General features: G+C 41.0%; 17 protein-coding genes. 4 read left to right on the plus strand and 13 right to left on the minus strand.

What is annotated here, in order from left to right; translation table 11 throughout:
* Positions 1-94 precede the first annotated feature (94 nt).
* The 6 genes from SLH46_RS20060 to SLH46_RS20085 all read right to left on the minus strand — a co-directional run bounded on the left by SLH46_RS20060 (position 95) and on the right by SLH46_RS20085 (position 5,646).
* Complete coding sequence (locus tag SLH46_RS20060) at positions 95-976, minus strand: rhomboid family intramembrane serine protease (RefSeq protein WP_320283010.1); 882 nt, start codon at positions 974-976, stop codon at positions 95-97.
* Positions 977-994: 18 nt separating this feature from the next.
* Positions 995-1,735, minus strand: a complete 741-nt coding sequence (locus SLH46_RS20065; RefSeq protein WP_320283011.1) for a rhomboid family intramembrane serine protease — start codon at positions 1,733-1,735, stop codon at positions 995-997.
* Positions 1,736-1,868: 133 nt separating this feature from the next.
* Entirely contained in the window at positions 1,869-3,764 is a 1,896-nt protein-coding gene (gene mutL, locus SLH46_RS20070) for a DNA mismatch repair endonuclease MutL (RefSeq protein WP_320283012.1), read from the minus strand.
* 39 nt (positions 3,765-3,803) lie between these two features.
* Complete coding sequence (locus SLH46_RS20075; protein ID WP_297098122.1) at positions 3,804-4,112, minus strand: hypothetical protein; 309 nt, start codon at positions 4,110-4,112, stop codon at positions 3,804-3,806.
* Between the two features lie 66 nt (positions 4,113-4,178).
* A complete protein-coding gene (locus SLH46_RS20080; protein ID WP_320283013.1) occupies positions 4,179-5,327 on the minus strand; it encodes an iron-containing alcohol dehydrogenase in 1,149 nt (382 codons plus the stop codon).
* 10 nt (positions 5,328-5,337) lie between these two features.
* A complete protein-coding gene (locus tag SLH46_RS20085) occupies positions 5,338-5,646 on the minus strand; it encodes a putative quinol monooxygenase (RefSeq protein ID WP_320283014.1) in 309 nt (102 codons plus the stop codon).
* Between the two features lie 143 nt (positions 5,647-5,789).
* On the opposite strand from SLH46_RS20085, the gene SLH46_RS20090 reads away from it, so the two are divergent.
* Genes SLH46_RS20090 through SLH46_RS20100 form a run of 3 tightly spaced genes read left to right on the plus strand, consistent with a single transcriptional unit; the run spans position 5,790 to position 8,125 of the window.
* Complete coding sequence (locus SLH46_RS20090) at positions 5,790-6,365, plus strand: RNA polymerase sigma factor (protein ID WP_320283015.1); 576 nt, start codon at positions 5,790-5,792, stop codon at positions 6,363-6,365.
* Positions 6,322-6,855: a hypothetical protein gene (locus SLH46_RS20095; RefSeq protein WP_320283016.1), complete on the plus strand. Its 534-nt coding sequence runs from the start codon at positions 6,322-6,324 to the stop codon at positions 6,853-6,855. Before SLH46_RS20090 ends, SLH46_RS20095 begins: the two co-directional genes overlap by 44 nt.
* Positions 6,833-8,125, plus strand: coding sequence for a hypothetical protein (locus tag SLH46_RS20100; RefSeq protein ID WP_320283017.1), 1,293 nt, complete (start codon positions 6,833-6,835; stop codon positions 8,123-8,125). The genes SLH46_RS20095 and SLH46_RS20100 overlap by 23 nt, the downstream gene beginning before the upstream one ends.
* 5 nt (positions 8,126-8,130) lie before the next feature.
* On the opposite strand, the gene SLH46_RS20105 is transcribed toward SLH46_RS20100, so the two are convergent.
* From SLH46_RS20105 to corA, 6 genes are all read right to left on the minus strand, one after another.
* Entirely contained in the window at positions 8,131-8,982 is an 852-nt protein-coding gene (locus tag SLH46_RS20105; RefSeq protein ID WP_320283018.1) for a mechanosensitive ion channel family protein, read from the minus strand.
* 37 nt (positions 8,983-9,019) lie between these two features.
* Positions 9,020-9,961, minus strand: coding sequence for a succinylglutamate desuccinylase/aspartoacylase family protein (locus tag SLH46_RS20110; RefSeq protein ID WP_320283019.1), 942 nt, complete (start codon positions 9,959-9,961; stop codon positions 9,020-9,022).
* A gap of 45 nt (positions 9,962-10,006) precedes the next feature.
* Positions 10,007-10,879, minus strand: a complete 873-nt coding sequence (gene rimK / locus SLH46_RS20115; protein ID WP_320283020.1) for a 30S ribosomal protein S6--L-glutamate ligase — start codon at positions 10,877-10,879, stop codon at positions 10,007-10,009.
* Between the two features lie 28 nt (positions 10,880-10,907).
* On the minus strand, positions 10,908-11,366 hold the full coding sequence (locus SLH46_RS20120) for an ATP-dependent zinc protease family protein (RefSeq protein WP_320283021.1): 459 nt from the start codon (positions 11,364-11,366) through the stop codon (positions 10,908-10,910).
* Positions 11,367-11,371: 5 nt separating this feature from the next.
* Positions 11,372-12,892, minus strand: a complete 1,521-nt coding sequence (locus SLH46_RS20125) for a carbon-nitrogen hydrolase family protein (RefSeq protein WP_320283022.1) — start codon at positions 12,890-12,892, stop codon at positions 11,372-11,374.
* 144 nt (positions 12,893-13,036) lie between these two features.
* Complete coding sequence (corA, locus tag SLH46_RS20130; RefSeq protein ID WP_320283023.1) at positions 13,037-14,101, minus strand: magnesium/cobalt transporter CorA; 1,065 nt, start codon at positions 14,099-14,101, stop codon at positions 13,037-13,039.
* Between the two features lie 161 nt (positions 14,102-14,262).
* Between corA and SLH46_RS20135 the strand changes: the two genes are divergently transcribed.
* A complete protein-coding gene (locus tag SLH46_RS20135) occupies positions 14,263-15,351 on the plus strand; it encodes a carboxypeptidase-like regulatory domain-containing protein (protein WP_320283024.1) in 1,089 nt (362 codons plus the stop codon).
* Positions 15,352-15,412: 61 nt separating this feature from the next.
* Here the strand turns inward: SLH46_RS20135 and der are convergent, their stop codons facing one another.
* Positions 15,413-16,723: a ribosome biogenesis GTPase Der gene (gene der, locus SLH46_RS20140; RefSeq protein WP_320283025.1), complete on the minus strand. Its 1,311-nt coding sequence runs from the start codon at positions 16,721-16,723 to the stop codon at positions 15,413-15,415.
* Between the last annotated feature and the right edge of the window lie 29 nt (positions 16,724-16,752).

Below are 16,752 nucleotides of genomic sequence, written 5' to 3' on the forward strand. Positions count from 1 at the left end.
TTAAGGATTATCGATGAAGGATGAATCTGATTTTAGGTAGAGTCTCCTCATAAAACACAAGTCACTCTGTCAATCTGAAAACTGCGACTGCCAACTATTTCTTCCCTTGCTTAAAGAGTAACTCTTTTTCCTTCTTAGACAAGCTGTCGTAACCCGATTTGGCGATTTTATCCAGAATACGATTGATCTCGTCTTGCTGCACGTGTTTTTGGCGATTGTACTCGTGGTCGTCGCGTGGCGGTTTTTTATAGGTAATTTTCATCTTACTTTTTGGCTTAAAAAGCCCCGATAAAAACTCACCCAGCTTATCCAGTAATTTTACCAAACCTGCTCCCATATCTTTTCCTTTTCGCAATTGATAAATATAAAACCACCCCCAGAAAGCACCACCCAAATGTGCAATATTACCTCCCGGATTGGACGAAGAAATACCAATTACCGACAATAAAACGTAAAAAGCAGCTACATATTTCAGCGGGAAACGACCGATAAAAAACAGGTGTATCTCGCGGTTGGGATCGTAAAAAGCTACTGCTACCAAAATCGCAAAAATCGATGCCGATGCTCCCAGTAACAATCCGTAAGCAGAATCAAACACAGGAATAAAATTGTAGGCTATGATGTATAAAAAAGCCCCCCAAAGACCTCCCATCAGGTAAACACTCAACAGTTTGTTCCCTTCAAAATGATACAAGAACAATTGCCCAAACCAATACAGGCCAAGCATATTAAACAGGAGATGTATAAATCCCTGATGTAAAAACATGTAAGTTATCGGTGTCCATGGGCGTTGCACCAAAACTTCGGTAATTGAAGGCACTGATAAATATTGATACAAAGAAACGTTTTGTCCACTTAGGTAAAAGAATACTCCAATGATTTTCAGTAAAAGAAAAACACCAATATTAATATAGATCAACCGGCTTAAAACCGATCCTTCTTTAAATGTTCGTTTTATGTCGCCAACAATATCCACGATTATTCCAGCCTGTTTTTAGTAAAAACGATTCGAGGTTTTGTTCCAGTATTTGATCATAAAATACCCAAACAACATTCCGCCCAGGTGAGCAAAGTGCGCGACACTTCCCTGAATTCCTGACACACCAAAGAATAATTCCAACGCACCATAACCAATTACAAAATACTTGGCTTTAATTGGTATTGGCGGGAAAAGCAACATCAATTCTGTATTTGGGAACAACATTCCAAAACCTAACAATATGCCAAAAACTGCTCCCGAAGCACCAACAGTTGGCGTGTTCAGAATCGCATTCAACTTACCGGCCAGCGGATCGCTAAAGTTCTTTCCTTCGCTCCAAATCTGGTACCCCACTTCTTTTACGTAGGCAATTTGATCAGCCGACATTTTCCCGATCAGCGACTGGTATTCGAAATAAGTTACCGCCATATGCAACACCGCCGCACCAATTCCGGTTACCAGGTAGAAGGTAAGAAAACGTTTTGGCCCCCAAACTCCTTCGAGCACACGCCCAAACATGTACAGGGCAAACATATTAAAAAAGATATGCCCGATACCGTGCGAATCGTGCATAAACATGTAAGTAAAAAACTGGTGAAGTCTAAATTTTTCCGACAAAGGAAAGTGCAAACCTAGAATCGGATACAAATCGGTTCCGGTTTGTTTTAACACAATGGTTATCAGATAAAACACAACGTTGGCGAGAATTAAATTCTTCACCACCGGAGGCATATTTAACATCGGACGGTATCTCATAATAATAATGTTGGAAGACCGAAATCATCTTTCTTTCCAAAATCAACGATCTTCAGTTGCTTATTGTTTTAATGATCAGGCCAAATACAATGACCACGCCAAAATTTTATGTACTCAAATTAACGACAATCTGTCATCTTGAAAAACTTTTTTCGATATCATCTGTCGAAATAATGGTCAACACCTTTTTCCCGTCGGGCGAAAAGTTGGGTGTTGCGCAGGCAAACAAATTATCGATCAGGTGATCCACCTCTTCCTGTTTCAGGTCGGTGCCATAATCCATTGCCGATGCTTTTGCCAGCGACGCTGCAATTTGCTCCTTGGCTTTTGAGCGTGCATCAACCGGCGATGTTTTGTACTCTTCCAGCAATTTTTCAAGAATCAGCTCGGGCGACGAAATATCCAGGACACCCGGTGTGCCGTTTATAATAAAAGTGTCTTTACCAAATTCGCGAATATCAAATCCCAGCGACAACAAGTCTTCCAAAATTGATTTTAACAAAGCCGAATCGGCAGGATTGAGCTCAACGGTTTGTGGAAATAACTGTTGCTGACTGGCCACCGAATCGGTTTTTAGCACCTCCATAAATTTCTCGTACAAAATTCGCTCGTGTGCCCTTTTCTGGTCGATAACCATTAATCCCGATTTTACCGGCGTTAACACATAACGTTGTTTCAGCTGCAAAACTTTTTTACCGCTAAACTGTCCGGGTGTATTGGCATACAAATCATCCGCTTGAATGGCACTTTCACGGTATTCCTGCTCGGGTTTTAATTTCAATTGCGCTCCCTGATACAGGTCTTCCCAATTCTCGAGATTTTTCTTTTCCCGTCCCGACGAATTCGAAGTACTTCTTCCCTGTCCGGTAGAATCATTCTCGAACGGTGAGTAACCGCGTTCGGCAAACTGCTTTTCGTTGTTAAACGGATTGTAATCGGGATTGATTTGAATTTCCGGAAAACGCACTCCTTCACCATCCTTTTTCGGAACAGGAATATCAATGCTTCCGCTTTGGTCAAAATCGATCGACGGTACCACGTTATGCTTGCCCAGCGATTCGCGTATCGACGCATGAATAATCGGCCAGATATCGCGTTCGTTTTCAAATTTTATCTCGGTTTTTGTAGGGTGCACATTGATGTCTATTGCTTCCGGATCGAGCTCCAAAAACAGGAAATACGACGGATAAGTATCAGGCGGTAACAATTGCTCGTAAGCCTGTGTAATCGCCTTATGAAAATACGGGTGACGCATAAAACGACCGTTCACAAAAAAGAATTGTTCGCCCAGTGTTTTACGTGCATATTTTGGCTGGCCGATGTATCCGAAAACCTTTACAATACTGGTATCTTCATCTACATTTATCAGGCTTTGATTCAAGCTCCTGCCAAATACGTCAACCAAACGTTTCCGGTAGTTAGCCGGTGGCAGATCATAAACCGGCGAGCCATTGTGAATCAAGGATAATTTTATGTCGGGATTAGGCAGAGCCACCCGCTGAATTTCCCAGATAATATGTTTTAATTCGGTGGAATTTGCTTTCAGAAATTTACGACGCGCCGGCACATTAAAAAACAGGTTTTTAATCATAAAATTGGTGCCGTTGTTACATCCGGCGGGCTCCTGTGTTTTCACCTCGGAACCAACAATATGAATAAAAGTGCCCACCTCATCGTCGGCCTTTTTAGTTCGTAGTTCAACATCGGCAATGGCGGCTATCGATGCCAGTGCCTCGCCACGGAATCCCATGGTACGAATGGCAAATAAATCGTTGGCCGAACGAATTTTTGAAGTAGCATGACGCTCAAAAGCCATCCGTGCGTCGGTTGGCGACATTCCGCTTCCGTTGTCCGAAATCTGAACAAGTGTCTTTCCTGCGTCTTTTATATTGATGGTAATTTCAGTTGCGCCCGCATCAAGAGCATTCTCCACAAGCTCTTTCACAACCGATGCCGGTCGCTGAATAACTTCTCCGGCAGCAATCTGATTGGCTACTGCATCGGGTAATAACTGAATAATATCGCTCAAGATTAAATCTTTAGAAATTTGTACTACGAGATTCGCTTTCTATGCAAAAAAGTCGGAAAAGAAGAAAAGATAAAGCACCAGCGCAAGTACAATCACAATCCATACCAGCCGGCGATTTTGTGCTCTTCTCGCCGATTCGGATGACCGGGCCCAGTTATCTCCCGAACGAAACTGACCTTTAATGTTTGGACGATACGGACGATTGCTGTCTTTTTTCTCATCTACAATCCCCAACTCCTCCTTAATTCGGCGTTCCCGCTCGTCTCTCTCGTCCTTGTCAGGATCCCAAAAACGTGGGGTTATTCTAAACTTTTTTGTTCCCGGTGTATGAAAAAAATTGCCAATCATCGCGTTCTGTTTATTGTACAAAGATAGTTTTATTCTACAAAAATTGTTCCGATACCGGATTGTCATTTACAACGACCGCTCCAAAATACAAAACAACTGCTCATCTGTCAGTTCTACCGGATTACCTTTCATGCTGCTTGCAACTTTTGCTTTTTCAACCAATGCCGGAAAATCTGCTTTTGTTAATCCAAATTCCGACAACGACGGGATCTGCAAATCAGCCACCAATTCGGCTGCCCAGATAGCCGCGTCGTTCGACATTGCTTTTTCGTTTCCAGTGAGGATTTTTGCCAGCTCATCAAATTTCGAGCTATCGAGTTTATTTTCCCGCAAGACCTGAATATTTTCTTCGATAACTGCCGACATCAAACACGCACAAACAGCACCGTGCGGAATAGGAAACATACCTCCCATTGGTCCGGCAAAACCGTGCACTGCGCCCAGTTTTACATTGGCCAATGCCATTCCGCCCAAAAGGCTTGCCATGGCCATGTCTTCACGTGCTTGTTTATCGCTCCCGTCTTTAAAAGCTATTCTCAATGAGCGCGAAATTCGTGTCATCCCTTCGCGGCAAACCATATCGATAAAAGGGTTGGCCTGGTTCGACACAAACGTTTCCAATAAATGTGTTAAGGCGTCAACGCCGGTGCTGGCGGTTAATGCCGGTGGCATCGACCATGTAAGTACCGGATCAACCACCGCAACATCGGGGTACATGTAATTACTTCGCAAACTTACCTTCACATTATTTTCGGGCGATTTTATTACCGAGTTTTTGGTTACCTCGGCACCGGTTCCTGCAGTGGTTGGAATCGCAATACAAGGTAAAGGTTTTTCAGTCAGCGGTTTCCCACGACCTATTACTTCCAGGTAATCGAGCAACTCGCCTTTATTGGTTGCCATGGCAGCAATCGCTTTTGCACTGTCGATAACACTGCCTCCGCCAAAACCTACAATAACTTCACTTGCATGCTCGCGAGCCAGTTGCACTCCGGCCTCTATTAAATCGGTAGTTGGTTCTCCCGGAATAGTAAAAAGTACAGTGTCGATTCCCGGAGCGAACTTCGCCATCAACTCTTTGGCCCGCGACGAATTTTTTCCCGTCACTAAGACAACTTTCTGCCCAAAACCTGCAACAAGATCGGGTACTTTCTCCACCGAATGATTTCCAAAAATGATTTGCCCCGCAGTTGCAAATGAAAAATCTACTGCCATATTCTCGTTCTTAATCCCAACCTTCTTCGTCGGGATGTACATTATAAAACTTGATTGCCGATCGTGGTTCAGCCATCATATCGGCAACGGTGTCGCGCCACTTTTGATAGTGCGCCGTTTCTTTGTGTTTTGCCGGATCGTCGGCCGTGCGATACACCTCTACCAATACAAAACGCGTAGGGTCGTCTTGTTGTTCTACAAAATCAAAACGGGTAATCCCCGGTTCGTTAATACTGTTTTTTGCATTTTCGATGGTGGCCGCCTTAAACGCATCGATACAATCTTCTTTTACATGAATAAATACGTGAACGATAAACATTTTGTAAGATTTTTATTGGTTCTCCTACAAATGTGAAAAATATTTTTGTACCATTCCAACCTTTTCAGAATATCTTCGTCTTAAAGGCAAAGGTCGAGGTTTAAGATCGAAGGGAAACTGCCTGACAGCATTAAAAAAACAATTTGGAAATACACTACAACGATAACGAAGTCAGCCTGATTAAGCTTTGCAAAAAAGGCGATGCGAAAGCTCAGTACCGGCTCTACAAACTCTATTGTAAGGGGATGTACAACGTAGCCATTCGTATGACCAACGATAAAAGCCTGGCTGAGGATGTGCTTCAGGATGCGTTTGTAAAAGCGTTCTCCGAAATCGACAAATTAAAAAATGAAAAAGCTTTTGGCGGCTGGCTAAAACGAATTGTTATTAACCAAAGTATTGATGTTACCCGAAAGGAAAAAATGTTTTATGCCGAGGTTGAAAACCTGGGGAACGACGACCTTGAAATAGCAGTTGAAATTGAAAGTGAGTTTAGTCCGGAAAGGATTCACCATTTTATAAAACAACTGCCGGATGGTGCCCGCGAAATTTTGGTGCTTCGTGCTTTAGAAGGCTATAAACATGCGGAAATAGGAGAAAAACTGGGGATTTCGGAATCGACAGCAAAAACACAGTTTTTCAGAGCAAAACAGTTATTAGTTAAAATGATGCAAGATGAAACAGGATCTGGAAAAATATCTGAAGGAGCAACGGCTTAAGCTCGACGTGGAAGAACCCGAACCCGACATTGTTTGGGAAGGGATAAGAAACGAGCTTCACCAAAACAAAAAACAAAAGCTGCCACAGTGGTTTTGGAAGGTGGCGGCCATATTTCTTTTTGTTGTTTCGGCCACTTATTTTGTGGTGAACGAAACTTCTGATAAACAAGTGGTAGTTGTTCAGCTCTCGGATATCTCGAAAGAACTTGGGACACAGGAAGCGTCACTTCAAAAGGTTGTAAATGCCAAATGGGAGCAGGTGGAACAAGAGCTGCCTGAAGATAATTCCGAGATTCAGTTTTTATTGAACGAACTGAACAACCTCGACGAAATTTATGCCACCTATCAAAAAGATTTGAACAACACCTTCGACAACGAGCCGGTAATACATGTTATGCTTGATTATTACGAGAAAAAAATCAAAGTTTTAAACCGAATTCTACTTGAAATTGAAAAACAAAAACACGATGAAGACACGATTACACTTTAAATTTTTGGTTACGATAGCTGCCTTTTTAATCGGCAGTCAGTTGGGCTGGGCTCAAAACTACGAGGCCTCAAAAACCTTAAATAAATCGGCATCGGTAAAGGCCGATGTACGAATAAATTTATCGAACCATGCGGGCGATATAAAAATTAATACGACCAATGATAATACGGTTACAATAAGCACCGAAATTAAAGTGGATGCCAGCAACCGTGAAGATGCTGAGAAACTGATCGCAGCTATTGAAGCGTTCGAATTCGACCAGCGAGGTAACACGCTCGACATTGATACGCGCTTTTACAAAAACATGAATTCGACTAACGGCCGCAGCACCATCACCCTGTTGAATGGCGACAAAGTAAAAATTAAAGATTTTGAGATCAGGCACGAAATGAATATCCCGAAATCGGCCAACCTGAATCTAGAGAACAAATACAGTTCTGTTTCTTTAGGCGAAAGCAGTGGTGAAAACAAACTAAACCTGTACAGCAGCGAGCTCCATGCCGAAGGTTTTCTGTCGGTAGTTGGACTGGAAGCAAAATACTCGAAGCTGCATGTGGAAAAATTTAACGACAAAGCCAACTTCATTTTGTACGATACGGATATTGAATTTAAAACTGCAGGCGATATAAACATCGAAAGTAAATATTCTAAAATAGAAGGTAGCACAGCTGCAAATCTGGAGATTGAATCGTATGACGACAAAGTGCTTATTGACGGTTTTAGTAACCTAAAAATGGATGCTAAGTACACCGATCTGGTTTCGGAAGCTGAACTTGAAAAACTTTCGCTCAACTTATACGACTGCAACTTGAAAATCAGCTCTGCAAAATCGGCAGAATTTTCAGGAAAATATTCGGAGTTGAAATTGGGTAAGGTAAAAACGCTTACCATTCCGGAGTCGTACGACAACGATATCTATCTCGACAAAACTGTCTCAATCGACATTACCGAAAGTAAATACAGCAAATACATCATCAAATCAACTTCGAAACTCTCGATTGTAGGCTACGACGACGATATTGATATTGATGAGCTAAACACCGATTTTGAAGGTATTTCGTTCGACGCGAAATACGGAAAACTGATTATTAATGCAGGTTCGGTACCTTTTAAAATTGATGCCCAAATGAAATACGGGAAAGTTGATTTCCCAAAAACCTTGTTGCCAAGCCGTCATGTTGAAAAAAGCGGCGAGCTTGAATTACTTGCAGGCGATAAAGGAAATACAATCCTGATTCGGGGTTACGACAATACAGTAAATATCGAATAATCCGGCTAATCAATTTTATCGGGTTTATTCTTAAAAACAAGGGTTCGATAAGGAAATGGAATTTCAACTCCTTCTTTATCGAATCTTTTTTTAACACTCTCAAAAACATCGCATTGCAGCACAAAAGCCTCATCATTTGATCTGGCCCAAACATAAGCCCTGATATTTACCGAAAAATCACCAAGCGAAACAAGCCGCATCGAAACAAGCGGAAAATCCTGTTCCCTTTCTTCGTCGCTTCTGTTATCAATAAAATTCGGGTGTTTTAGAATTTCTTCCTTAATAATTTTTTTAGCCAGATCGATGTCGGAATCGTAACTGATACCAAACTCAACATGTTTTTTAATTTTCTCGTCTGTCATCGAGCTGTTCAGCAAAGTTGTTTCACTGATCAAACTGTTTGGAATTACAATACGCCTGTTCTCATAATCGCGAATTACAGTATGCCGCAAGGTAATTTCTTCCACCACTCCTTTTAAATTATCGGTTTTTATTTCGATGGTATCCTGCACGCTAAACGGCTTGAAAATGAGAATAAAAATACCGCTTAAAATATTCGAGAAAGCTTTTTGTGAAGCAAAACCGATGGTTGCAGCCATAATTCCGGCACCGGCAAACAGCCCTTTTCCAATATCGTTAAGCGCCGGAGTAATCAGAAATATGATAATAAGTGCGATGATAAAAATAATAAACGACACACTGTTTTTCAGGAAAACAAACTTCGTTGGATCCTCCTTCAGGTTATCCGATTTTTTTCGGATTATACGACTTAAAATTCGCCGAACAATAAGCGAAAGAAAGTAGGATATGATTACAATTCCAAAGACTGATCCCCAATACAAAAAATCAATTTCCATAATTCAGATTTTTCAAATTTTCATCCTGAACACACATTCAATTCCCGATATGATATAGTGCATCACCTTCGGTAACAATTGGCGAATAATTTAATCCTATAATATGCCCGTTGGTTTTGGCTTTAATCAGGTATTCAAATTCACCAAACGGATCAGAGATACTTCCGAGAGTATGTCCTTTAAGTATGTATTCACCACCATTAACAAAAGAGCGAAACAATCCTGAATGCCGTGCTCTGTGCCAGTACGACTCTTCAATCAAAATCGGATCTTTTAGATTATTCTGATTGATACTGGTGGAATAGTCGCGCATACCAATGGTATGCATTACCCGCATAATTCCATTCAGTCCGGCCTCAGTTACTTCATTGTTAAAATCGAGTGATTTCCCGCCTTCGAATAACAAGACTTTTAAACCCACTTTGGTTGCCGATTCTCGAAATGATTTATCGCGGTTATTTGCATAAACAATAAATTGCGGATGAAAAGCATTGGCAAGCTGCAACAATGTTTCATCGTTACGGGAAATACGAATTTGAGGAATATTAAACCTGTTTGCCCCACCGGTGTGAAAATCGATACAGTAATTGACATGAGGAACAATTTCCTTCATAAAAGTATAGGCAAACTGGCTGGCTAAAGAACCTTTTGCCGAGCCAGGAAAATAACGATTCAGATCTTTTCCATCCGGAAACTCGCGGGTCTGGTTCAAGAATCCAAAAACATTTAAAACCGGAATACAAATTACAGTCCCTTTTGTTGGGCGTAACATGTTGCTCGAAATGGCTTTTCTCACAATTTCAACACCATTCACTTCATCGCCATGAATACCGGCATTGATTAACAACACCGGCCCATCTTCTTTGGCACGCTCAATAATTACCGGTACATTTATTCTTGTACGCGTGTGCAAACGCACTGTATCGAGGTTGATTTGCACGGACTCTCCCGGCATTATTTCTCGGTTCAGGATTTTCATAAACGCCTATTTAGCCAATTTTTCAATTACCATTTTTCGCCGTTATCAGACATTTCGTTCAACATAACGAATTATGCTTTTGGCAATATCAATACCTGTAGCACTTTCAATACCTTCCAAACCGGGCGACGAGTTTACCTCCATAATTAACGGCCCGTTTTTCGATTGCAACATATCAACTCCTGCAACACCAAGGCCCATTACCCGGGCTGCTTTTAAGGCCGCATTTTCTTCGTCGTCGCTCAATTCAATAACTTCTGCGGTTCCTCCCCGATGCAGGTTCGACCTGAAATCGCCGGGTTTACCGCTTCGTCGCATCGCTCCAACTACAACGCCATCAACTACAAAGGCTCTGATGTCGGCACCTTTCGCCTCCTCAATAAATTCCTGTGCAATTACGCGGGCTTTTAATCCGTGAAATGCTTCAATTACCGACGATGCGGCATTCTTATTTTCTGCTAAAACAACGCCAATTCCCTGGGTGCCTTCCAGAAGTTTAATAACCATTGGAGCTCCTCCAATACTGTCGATAATATGATCAGTATTTTTACTGTAATTGGTAAAAACAGTTTTGGGCAATCCTAATCCTGCACGGGAAAGAATTTGCAAACTGCGTAATTTATCGCGCGAACGACCAAGAGCAATGGATTCGATGGCAGTAAACACCTTCATCATCTCGAATTGACGGACAACTGCAGTTCCGTAAAAGGTTATCGATGCGCCAATTCGCGGAATTACTGCGTCGATATTTTCAAGTTTTTTGCCTTGATAGATAATCTGTGGATTTTTCTTTTCAATAACCAAATCACATTTCGAGTGATCAACGATCAACATATTATGTCCCCGTTCTTCTCCTGCCTGTACCAGTCTTTTTGTTGAATATAACTTTGGATTTCTTGATAATACTACAATATTCATTTTGTTTGTCTAATTTTTAGAATCTATTCTAATTCCGTTTTCTACTTAATTTATGTGATAAATTTGAAACCGAAGTATCAACCAAAAACCTTTTATTCAAAAATTTTCTTCCAATTAACACGTCGTACTTCATTAAATTTCTGTCTGTTAACGATAAATCTATAATATAAACCTTATTAAATAATTTTATTTCAGTTTGAATAAGAAACCTGTCTTCGCTAATTCCGTTTGAGCTTTTAATACTCTTTTTTTTGTAAGCGGCGAAAAGGTATTCTTTTCCTGTATATTTTGGGTGCTGCGGATCAAGAAATTTGCAAACCAACACTTCTCTTCCATCTATTACAGTTTCTTTAACCCAGTGGCAATTAATACTTGAAGTATAAGCTCCGGTGTCGATTTTTGTTTTTATCCCTGTTAAATCCAAAGCCGGAAAATCGGCATAGTCTTTTCGGCCAATTAACTCTTTTTGGTGTTCTGAATTTTGCATTGCGTTTATTTCTTTTTCAAACTGAACAGATCCTGTCGTCGGTCTCTTAAATTTCGCACGCTTCCAAACTGATTGAGTTCGCGCAACAAACCAATATCCACATCGGCAATCAGAATCATCTCGGTATTTGGCGTGGCTTCGGCCTTTACACCATTTGCAGGAAAAGCAAAATCACAGGGTGTAAAAACCATCGATTGTGCATATTGAATATCCATGTTATGCACTTTTGGAAGGTTGCCAACACTGCCCGCAATAGCCACATAACATTCGTTTTCGATGGCGCGGGCCTGCGAGCAGTTTCGCACCCGTGAAAAACCGTTTTGTGTATCGGTCAAAAATGGCACAAACAAAATATCCACTCCTTCGTCGGCCAGCAAACGGCTCAATTCCGGGAATTCAGAATCATAACAAATCAACACCCCGATTTTCCCACAATCGGTATCCAGCGCTTTTAGTGTGCTGCCTCCCTGCATGCCCCAAACTTTAACTTCGTCGGGTGTTACATGCAGTTTTTCGTAGCGCTCGGTGCTCCCGTCGCGGCGGCACAAATAACCAACGTTATACAACTTGTCATCCACCAGTTCGGGCATACTACCGGTAATAATATTGATATTGTAGCTTATCGCCAGCTCCGAAAATTTGGAAGTGATATCATTTGTATGCCTTGCCAGTTCGCGAATTGCTTCGGGCTCTGTTAAGTGGTTATTTTCGGCCATTAACGGCGCATTAAAAAACTCCGGAAACAAGGCAAAATCGCAACGGTAACCCGAAACGGCATCAATAAAAAACTCTGCCTGAAGCATCAAATCCTCGAGGTTTTTATAGGGTCGCATTTGCCACTGCACCAATCCCAAACGAACGACTGTTTTTGTGATTTCCGGTTTTTTCCGCGGCTTTTCGTAATAGATATTGTCCCACTCCAAAAGCACGGCATATTCTTTCGAATCTTTATCGCCTTCGAGGTATCCTTTTATAATTTTTGCCGGATGAAAATCGTTTGATATCTGGAAGTTAAGTACCGGATCATGTATTTCTTTCGTCCGAACTTTCTGAATGTATTCTTTAGGAGACAGCTCGTTTTGATAGAGGTGATAATTCGGAATACGCCCGCCAAAAGCGATCCCTTTTAAATTTAAGCGTTCGCAAAGTTCTTTTCGGTAATCATAAAGACGGCGCCCCAACCTCAAACCACGAAATTCGGGTTTAATAAAAACATCAATCCCGTATAACATGTCACCTTTCGCAGAGTGCGTATCGAAAGTATAATTACCGGTTATTTCCTTGTAGGTGTGGTTGTCTTCAAATTTATCGTATTCAACCACAATGGCCAGTGCACAACCCGCAATTTGGCCGTTAACTTTTAACACCACCTGCCCTTCAGGAAACCGTTTGATAAGCGATTTTATATGATGCTCCTTCCAATATGCATCAGGCATATTCGAATAAGCCTCAATCATGGCCTCTTTCAACTCCTGGTAATCACCAAACTTTAAATACTTGAGTTCTATATTATCAATTTCCTGCATATCTCTTTTGCTTTCTCTCGGTTAAACTTGCTTTCTGTTTCGGCTAAACTATTTTACCTCTCGCAGATTTCGCCGATTTACGCTGATGAGCACCAACTTTAATAAATTCAATTTGCGCTATCTGTGTAATCTGCGTGAAATATATTATAACCACTTTTTACGTCTAAAATAAATTAGCAATCCGCCACCGAGAATTAATATTATTACCCAAAAACCGAGGTAACCATACTTTAATTTCAGTTCGGGAATATACTCAAAATTCATCCCGTAAATACCGGCAATAAAAGTTAAGGGTATAAAAATCGACGCAAAAATAGTCAGCGTTTTCATCACCTCATTCATCCGGTTACTCATGTTCGAATTGTAAATATTTAACTGGTCGGAAGTCATGTTGTTATACATTTCAACGGCTTCGGAACATTGAATAATCAAATCATTCAGATCTTTTAAATAAGCAATATTCTTTTCCTGAAAAAAAGTATCTTCTGTTCGTAACAACGAAATTATAAACTCGCGCATGGGACGAACAGCTTTTCTAATGTAGTTTAACTCGGTTTTAAACTGGTAAATCTCTTCTACTATCTTAGCATCCATGTGCTTAAAAAGCCGGTCTTCGATATCTTCCACCTGTCGTCCGATATTCTCAATCAGAATCGAATAATTATCAACCAGCGCATCCATTAATGCATAAGCAAGGTAGTCGTTACCACTTGCCCGAACTCTTCCCTTACTTTTACGAATGCGCTCGCGCACCACTTCAAAAACATCTCCTTTTCGTTCCTGCAAGGTTAACACATAATCCTCTCCCAAAATAAGCGTAACCTGTTCAGCATGTATTCGTTTCGAACCTTCCTCGGTATGGAGAATTTTCATGATAAAAGCATCGTAACTTTCACCATTTTCATACTTTGGCGACTGGTCGGTATTCAGAATATCTTCGAGTAAAAGCGAAGGAAGTTTAAATTCTTCGCCAAGTTGTTTTATTGTGTCCAGATCGTGCAATCCGTAAATGTTTATCCAGTTAACCTGTCCGGCCTGCAACTTTTCCTTTACTTCGGCGAATGAGTCAACAGTCTCTTCCAGTAAATCATCCTTAACGTATCGTATCAGTTGAAAAATGGGTTTTTCCATTTTCTGCCGGCCGATGAGCACCAACGAACCGGGAACCATCCCTTTTGCATTTGAGCGATCTTTTAAAAAACGAGCCATTTTTTTAATTTTAAACTTCGGAATGCTTAAAACAGTGCTTTATTATCCGAAAGAATTTTAGCCAATTTAATAAATAATTTGCTGTTAAGCATCCTCATTTTTGATACTTAATTTGTTTCGAGTGGAATAATATTTGATGTAATTTACAGAAAACAAAACCAATGAATCCTTCCAAATTTTGTTTCTCATTATTTTTTCTGATTGTGCTTTGTCCGGCACTGTTTGCCCAGCGAGCAACCATTACCGGCCGTGTTCTTGATGCACAAACCCAAGCGCCAATTCCGCACACCGAAGTTTTTATATCGGGTACAACTTTAGGATGCATTACCGACTCCGCAGGTTATTTCGAATTAAAAATTCCGTTTTTACCCTGCACGCTTGTTGCCGACCACATTGCCTACGAATCGTATATCTACACTTTACAAAACACCGAAAAATTACTCATCAAACTTGAGCCGCGCAATTTTGATATTCATGAAGTTGAGGTTTCAGGAAAAAACCGACGGAAAAGAAATTTACGCTTTTTCTATTCGCATTTTATTGAGGAATATCGTGAGAAAATAAAGATACTAAATGACAGCACATTGATTTTTGAGCGCGACGACATGCACTTTACAGCTCGTTCGAACGAGCCGCTTATTATCGAGAACAACTACCTTGGTTACCGGATAAAACTGTTTCTCGATGAGTTTACAGTAACCAGCACTGATGGCCCGAATGGAGAACAAATCCCGCTAAATTCGATGAATGGAGGTTATGTTACCAAACTAAAAGGTTACCATTATTACGAACCGATGGAAAATGAAAAGCAGCTTAAACAGAGCTATTTTGAAAACAACCGGCGGCTCACTTACTACGGCTCATACCGCCACTTTTTAAAATCGATTTACAACAACGATCCCGGTGCAGAGGGCTACAAAATAAAAATCTATCCTGAAAATATTGATGCGGCTTTTTATCAAATCGAGGAGAAAGAATCAATTAACCTGGCAAGACAATATATAATTTTGGCGGATACACTGGCCGTGCAATATCGGTTTGATGACGATGAATATCCAATTCCGGCTGAATTTCTTTCCGACCGTTACCACTATAACATGCGAAAATCATTTATCTACTCTACAAAACAACCTTTTACAATCCGTTCGAACGGAACAAGCCCCGACCTGAATTTTATTATCCAGGGAAGAATGGACAAGAAGAATTTTGCCAATTCGCTGCCGGACGATTATACGCCGCCAAAACGATAAAAAAAATTCCACCTGCAATAAATACAGATGGAATTTCCTGATTTCAGTCTTCCGGGTCCTTCTATTTCTGTCTGAAATAAATTTGAATTGGAACACCGGTAAAATTAAAGTTATCGCGCAACTGGTTCTCCAGATAACGTTTATACGGTTCTTTTATGTACTGCGGCAAGTTTGCAAAAAATGCAAAAGTTGGAGTCGGCGACGGCAACTGCGTACAATATTTAATTTTAATGTACTTCCCTTTTACCGAAGGTGGTCCGTAGTTTTCAATCGCTTCCAACATTACTTCATTCAATTCCGAAGTTTTAATACGTTGCTTGCGACTTTCATGCACCTCCATTGCAACTTCAAGCGCTTTGTGCACACGCTGTTTTGTTAGGGCCGAAATAAAGATGATAGGCACATCGGTAAACGGTGCCATTCGGTTATGAATTTCATCGGTTAGTTTTTTGGTTGTCATGGTATCCTTATCCATAAGGTCCCATTTATTCACCAAAATAACCACCCCTTTTTTGTTTTTCAGAATCAGGTTCAGGATATTCATATCCTGCGCCTCCACACCGCGGGTCGCATCGATAAGCAACAAACAAACATCCGAATTCTCAATGGTACGTACCGATCGAAGCACTGAGTAAAACTCAAGGTCTTCGCTTACTTTACCTTTTTTACGTAGTCCGGCGGTGTCAATGATCATAAAATCGTGACCAAACTTATTGTATCGGGTATGGATTGAATCGCGTGTTGTGCCGGCCACATCGGTTACAATGTTGCGGTCTTCGCCAATTAGAGCATTAATAAACGACGATTTACCAACATTCGGGCGGCCAACAACCGACAGGTGCGGCAATTCGTGCTCTTCGTCCAACGATTCTTTATGCGGAAATTTGTCAACCAGTGCATCCAGCATATCGCCGGTTCCACTTCCGGTCATCGACGAAATACAATGAATTTCACCCAATCCCAAACCGTAAAATTCCTGTGCATCTAAAATACGGTTGTGGTTATCAACCTTATTTACAACGAGGATAAGCTCTTTTTTACTGCGACGTAAAATATTTGCAATGGCATCGTCAAGGTCGGTAATTCCGGCTTCCACATCCACCACAAACATAATTACATCGGCCTCATCAATGGCAAGGTGTACTTGTTTATTGATCTCTGCTTCAAAAACATCCTCCGAATTTACCACATAACCTCCGGTATCGATTACCGAAAATTCAACACCAGTCCACTCGCCTTTTCCGTAATTACGGTCGCGGGTAACACCAGCTGTTTCATCAACAATCGCTTTGCGTTGTTCAATTAAACGGTTAAACAGGGTTGATTTCCCAACATTCGGGCGTCCTACTATCGCTACTATTCTGCTGCTCATTTTTGTTCTTTTTTGTTAAGGGCTAAAGC

Source organism: Draconibacterium sp. IB214405 (assembly GCF_033963885.1).
GTDB lineage: Bacteria > Bacteroidota > Bacteroidia > Bacteroidales > Prolixibacteraceae > Draconibacterium.

Bases quoted from the DNA above. Each gene is read 5' to 3' on its own strand.
- SLH46_RS20065 (WP_320283011.1), bottom strand. From the start codon at position 1,735: ATGAGATACCGTCCGATGTTAAATATGCCTCCGGTGGTGAAGAATTTA.
- SLH46_RS20075 (WP_297098122.1), bottom strand. From the start codon at position 4,112: ATGATTGGCAATTTTTTTCATACACCGGGAACAAAAAAGTTTAGAATA.
- SLH46_RS20080 (WP_320283013.1), bottom strand. From the start codon at position 5,327: ATGGCAGTAGATTTTTCATTTGCAACTGCGGGGCAAATCATTTTTGGA.
- SLH46_RS20085 (WP_320283014.1), bottom strand. From the start codon at position 5,646: ATGTTTATCGTTCACGTATTTATTCATGTAAAAGAAGATTGTATCGAT.
- SLH46_RS20095 (WP_320283016.1), top strand. From the start codon at position 6,322: ATGAAACAGGATCTGGAAAAATATCTGAAGGAGCAACGGCTTAAGCTC.
- SLH46_RS20100 (WP_320283017.1), top strand. From the start codon at position 6,833: ATGAAGACACGATTACACTTTAAATTTTTGGTTACGATAGCTGCCTTT.
- SLH46_RS20105 (WP_320283018.1), bottom strand. From the start codon at position 8,982: ATGGAAATTGATTTTTTGTATTGGGGATCAGTCTTTGGAATTGTAATC.
- SLH46_RS20110 (WP_320283019.1), bottom strand. From the start codon at position 9,961: ATGAAAATCCTGAACCGAGAAATAATGCCGGGAGAGTCCGTGCAAATC.
- rimK (WP_320283020.1), bottom strand. From the start codon at position 10,879: ATGAATATTGTAGTATTATCAAGAAATCCAAAGTTATATTCAACAAAA.
- SLH46_RS20120 (WP_320283021.1), bottom strand. From the start codon at position 11,366: ATGCAAAATTCAGAACACCAAAAAGAGTTAATTGGCCGAAAAGACTAT.
- SLH46_RS20125 (WP_320283022.1), bottom strand. From the start codon at position 12,892: ATGCAGGAAATTGATAATATAGAACTCAAGTATTTAAAGTTTGGTGAT.
- corA (WP_320283023.1), bottom strand. From the start codon at position 14,101: ATGGCTCGTTTTTTAAAAGATCGCTCAAATGCAAAAGGGATGGTTCCC.
- SLH46_RS20135 (WP_320283024.1), top strand. From the start codon at position 14,263: ATGAATCCTTCCAAATTTTGTTTCTCATTATTTTTTCTGATTGTGCTT.
- der (WP_320283025.1), bottom strand. From the start codon at position 16,723: ATGAGCAGCAGAATAGTAGCGATAGTAGGACGCCCGAATGTTGGGAAA.